This is a genomic window from Tannerella forsythia, assembly GCF_003860135.1.
Classification (GTDB): Bacteria; Bacteroidota; Bacteroidia; order Bacteroidales; family Tannerellaceae; genus Tannerella; species Tannerella forsythia_A.
In genome coordinates, this window is the sequence record NZ_RQYN01000093.1 from 1 (window position 1) to 4,729 (window position 4,729).

Sequence of the window (4,729 nt, forward strand, 5' to 3'; positions counted from 1 at the left end):
GTGCGATAACCGGCGCTTTGAGGTCGTGCGAGATGATGGAGAAGAGCTTATCTTTCGTCGCGTTGGCTTCGGCCAACTGCCGGTTTCGTTTGCGTCGCTGCCGGAGCAGCACGTAGAGCATCACACACAATAACAAGGCGAATACGGTCGAAAGAGCAAACAGCGTGCGATGCTGCTTCGTCCGTTCGATTTCGGACTGTTGTTGCTGTATGTGAAGTTCTTTCTCGGCCGTTTCGTATTGTATCTTCAGGTTGTTCATCTGTTGGGTCGTTTCCATGCGGTAGAGTGAATCGCTGAGTGCGAAGTTCCTTTCCATATAGTGGAGCGCCAGCGCCGGGTTCGTTTCTTTGTAGATCGTATACAGACCTTCCTGACAGCTCCTTTCGATATCCATGGCTCCTATTTCGCGAGCTATTTTCTCGGCTTCTTTATAACAGGCGGCAGCCTCGTCGGGTTGCGAGGTAAGCTGTTTCAGCCACCCCAACCGTCCGTAGGCGATGGCCAGCGATACCTTATCGCGAGCACTTTCCCGAAGGGTTTCGATCACCTGACGGTAAAAGGTTTCGGCCTTCTCCCATTCGTACATTTTAAAATAAGCATTCCCGATACTCAATTGCCGGATCGGTATCTTGTCCGTCCATCCGTTCTTCGTGTCGATGGCCAATGCCTCTTCGAGCAGCGGCAGCGCCTTTTCGGGCTGATCCATCTCCACATATATTCCTCCCAAATTGCCCAGACGGGCAGACAGTGCCGGCTCGTCTTTCTGCGCGCGCGCTATATCTACCGCCTTTATATATAAGGTAAGGGCCAATGAATCGTTCCGCATATGATGGCAGACGCTGGCCGTGCTGTTACAGGCTCGTCCCAACATAGCCGGGTCGTTTCGCTGTTCGGCGATCGTCAGTAAAGTCTGCATGTGTTCGAAGGCTTGGTCGTATATCCCCAAACGGGTGTACGAGGCGCCCATGACATGCAGCACATCCGTCAGCGTAACCGTATCGCGCAGCGCTTGCGCCCATCGATAACACTCCTTCATGCAGTCGACACTTGGCCTGAAGGCCGAATGTTCATAGAAATACGTGCCCGTTTCGAGGTAGACAAGCATCCGGAGACTGTCTTCCGGGGTATGCGTGGTAAACGGATGCTTCCACTCCGACGATCGCTCTTCATAGAGGAAAGTCATCAGTCGATTGGCCGCATCCCGTCGTTGGGAAGACGATCGTGCATCTTCAAAAACGACAAGCAACGAATCGGCCGTCTGTTGCGAGGCTGCCGGAAGAGCCGAAAGGAGAAAAAGTAATGCGGCACGTAGAAAAACACTCATGATCTTTATCCTATATTATATATATGTATACGTTTTGTTCACTATTATCGCATTTATCCATTGACGGTGCAAAGTTACAATCAAAAACAAACCGTGTCAATGAGTAATTTTACTCAATTTTGAGGTGGAGCGTGTTTTTTTAATGATTATTCAGCATTCAGCGTTATTTAATTGTCAGTTGTTAATTGTCAATTGTTATGCCGGGTACACGCCAAGCCCCGAAGGGGCGTTTTAATTCAGCCCAATGCGAAGCGTTGGGAAAAAAAGATCGTATTTCGGCAAAGGGATGAAAGCCTGACATAATGTTAATTGTTAATTGTCAATGGTTAATGGTTACTCTTTGACTACTTTGACTACTCTGACTACTTTGCTCCATTTTTCACTTTTCACTTTTCGTTTTTCACTTACTTGTGTTCATTTGCGCCATTTGCGTAATTCGCGTTCGGATATTGTCATTTGCATTCGAAGCGTCGGCGATAGTCAGGGCGAACACACAGGTTCGCCCCTACATTGACTACATTAACTACCGCTGACTACATTTTTCACTTTTCGTTTTTCGTTTTTCACTTTACGATCATTCGCGTTCGGAACATCGTAATTCGTAATTTGTCATTCGTAATTGTTCCAACCAACAATTCAACATCTAAACATCTAAACATCTAAACAACAAAACAATCCCCCCCTCCCAACTGCGCACTTACGCAATTTTTTGCGTATTCACGCAGAGAAAACGCTGCGTACTTACGCAAAACACAGATAAAAACTGCGTAAAATACGGATAAAAATTGCGTGAATTACGGATTGACAAGCCCCTGTTGGGAAGTGTATCTTTGTCGGTAGAAAAATAAAACAAAAAAACAAGATATGGAGAGACGGAAAAATAAACAACATTCATTTCCCGATCTTGAGCGTATAAAGATGGAAACGATATGCAACGTAAGGAGCAAACGACAGAACAGGACAGACGCGAGATACTGCTTCGGAAACTGCGGCAGCTATCTAACAATTACGACCAATTATTGAAGGCTTACGACGAGATTTTATACGAAACATCGCCCGAGACCTTCGAGGTCGAGTCTAAAAGAGCACGTTGTCTCGGCGGAGACAACAAAGAAACAACCTAACAACAGCATCGAAACGACATCATCTCCAAAAGACACGAGACAATACAAACTTTTAATACATTATAACGTGATGAAATACAAAATGATTCAGCGGGCTAACCCGCAAGACAGAACCCAAATCAAGTGGTATGCCGCCCCCGTAAACGAGGGCAGAGTGACGCAACGCGAAATCGCAGCCGACATTGTCGAGCTATCCTCGCTTTCGCGCGGAGATATATCGAATGTCATTGAGAGTCTGATCACCGTCGTTCCGCGCTACCTGATGCTGGGCAGAAGCGTGAACCTCGGCGATCTGGGCACGCTCCGCATTTCGTTCGGCAGTGAGGGCGTAGACGACAAAGAGCAATTTGTTCCCTCGATGATCAAGGGCGTAAAAGTCGTTTTTACCCCCAGTGTGCAACTGAAAGACGCAATCGAAAAAATCCGACTCGAAAGTGCTGATTAAAAACATATTGAAAGAGGCATTATTTCCGTACGTACGCAGATAAATTTTCGTACGTGAGAAAAAAAATTTCCGTACGCAAGGAAAAAAATTTTCGTACGTACGCAGATAAAGCCCCTCTCCGAACCCGTAAAACAATAAAATGATTCAAACGAGAAAAAACATGAAAAAAAGAATGAAAACAATCGGTACCCTCCTGATGACGCTCAGCGTCATAGTGTGCGCGATGGCGTGCGATAAGGAAAACACTCCCGATCCGCCCGGCGGGGGAAACGGTGGCACAACAGGCGTTACGGGCATTACGTTGAACAAGACTTCTATCGAGTTGGAAGAAAACGGACGTGAGACGATTACGGCCACCATTGCGCCGGCAAACGCCACGTTCAAAACGGTAGCGTGGAACAGCAGCAACGAAGCCGTAGCCAAGGTGACAAACAGTGGCGAGGTAACCGGCGTAGCAGCCGGAACAGCAACCGTTACGGCCAAGGCCGGCAATAAGACCGCTACTTGTGCCGTCACGGTCAAAGCATCGACCAAGCCTTTAGAGGCTTTCAGCGTGAAGATCACCGGAGCGATCGATCACAACACCCATACCCCCAATCAGAGCGGGACGGTGGAGTTCAGTCGTTTCCCCGCTACGGTCGACGAGTTCAAGCAGGCGCGCGACGTGATCGGAAGCGAGCCCCACGGCGCCGTAGCCCTCCAGATCATGGCCTTCGAAATGTACCGCCGCGACCGTAAGGTCGGCGAAGCCTGCATCCACCTCAACAACGTGACAACGAACGCCAACGAGTCCGTACGGCGTCTCAAAGAGCTGTTCGGCTCCGATCAGAACTATGCACGCCCGTATCAGATGGCCGCTTTCCTCAAAGGCGCTACGCCCCGGAACGGATACAAACCCGACAAACCTTATACGATAGAGGTGAGAGTCAACAACGGCAACGCGTATAAGCATTCGTCCATCTACAACACCAAGGTCATCTACTTGCAGGTACTGACGGCCGGAACCGACGGCGGAACGCGCAATATCGACGTGCTCAAGACCCGAAAGCCCGGCACGCCCGGCGAAAACGGTAAGTTCTTTATCGTCTTCAACAGCCCCGGACTCGACTCGCAAGTCAAAAAAATTGCGCCCGACGCATCGTTTAAAGGATTGGATTGAAAAACGAAAAGTGAATAGTGAATAGTGAAAAATGAAAGGTAGTCAGTGTAGTTAAGGTAGTCAATGTAGGGGCGAACCCGTGTGTTCGCCCTGATCATCGCCGACCGGACACCGCCAACGCTTCGAACGCAAAGGACACGTACCCGGTATAACAATTGACCATTAACAATTAACAATTAATTTACGCTGAATGCCGAATAACAATTAACAATTAACAATTAACAATTAACAATTAACAATTAATTAACATGAAACGAGTAAAACATTTTTCGATTTGGATCATCGCTCTTCTTGCGATGACAGTGACAAACTATGCATGGGCCGCCGATACTCAAAAGCCCAAGCCGGGATGTAATGGAGATATTCAAATAGGTACTGTAACAGGGACTACCATTGCTGTCTCGTGGTGTAAAGCAACCGACAATGTAACACCACAAGACCAGCTGGTCTATTGGGTGTTATGGAAATTAAGAAGTGAAAGCAGCTGGAAAACAAGCTCTTATACAAAGAATATGACTTCGTATACCATTACCGGCCTCGAACCCAATACCGAATATGATGTAATGGTTGCCGTACACGATGCCGCAGTAAATGGAATAAATTAGGCTCTATGTTGATTTGAGTGGGTAATGGAAATTCCTTCCTCCGTTTATGTAGTATACCATATCCATAAAGTT

5 protein-coding genes are annotated in these 4,729 nt (G+C 47.6%); 4 read left to right on the plus strand and 1 reads right to left on the minus strand.

Annotated elements, in window-relative coordinates; translation table 11 throughout:
• Positions 1 to 1,324 (minus strand): tetratricopeptide repeat protein (locus EII41_RS13245; protein ID WP_148091754.1); only part of this gene is annotated, 1,324 nt, incomplete at its 3' end.
• 929 nt (positions 1,325 to 2,253) lie between these two features.
• On the opposite strand from EII41_RS13245, the gene EII41_RS13250 reads away from it, so the two are divergent.
• The 4 genes from EII41_RS13250 to EII41_RS13265 all read left to right on the plus strand — a co-directional run bounded on the left by EII41_RS13250 (position 2,254) and on the right by EII41_RS13265 (position 4,657).
• A complete protein-coding gene (locus tag EII41_RS13250; protein ID WP_124790966.1) occupies positions 2,254 to 2,448 on the plus strand; it encodes a hypothetical protein in 195 nt (64 codons plus the stop codon).
• Between the two features lie 70 nt (positions 2,449 to 2,518).
• Positions 2,519 to 2,893 (plus strand): HU family DNA-binding protein, encoded by a 375-nt coding sequence (locus EII41_RS13255; RefSeq protein WP_124752617.1) that lies wholly within the window; start codon positions 2,519 to 2,521, stop codon positions 2,891 to 2,893.
• A 172-nt stretch (positions 2,894 to 3,065) separates the two neighbouring features.
• Positions 3,066 to 4,052 (plus strand): Ig domain-containing protein, encoded by a 987-nt coding sequence (locus EII41_RS13260; RefSeq protein WP_260425598.1) that lies wholly within the window; start codon positions 3,066 to 3,068, stop codon positions 4,050 to 4,052.
• Between the two features lie 248 nt (positions 4,053 to 4,300).
• A complete protein-coding gene (locus EII41_RS13265; RefSeq protein WP_124790967.1) occupies positions 4,301 to 4,657 on the plus strand; it encodes a fibronectin type III domain-containing protein in 357 nt (118 codons plus the stop codon).
• Positions 4,658 to 4,729 lie beyond the last annotated feature (72 nt).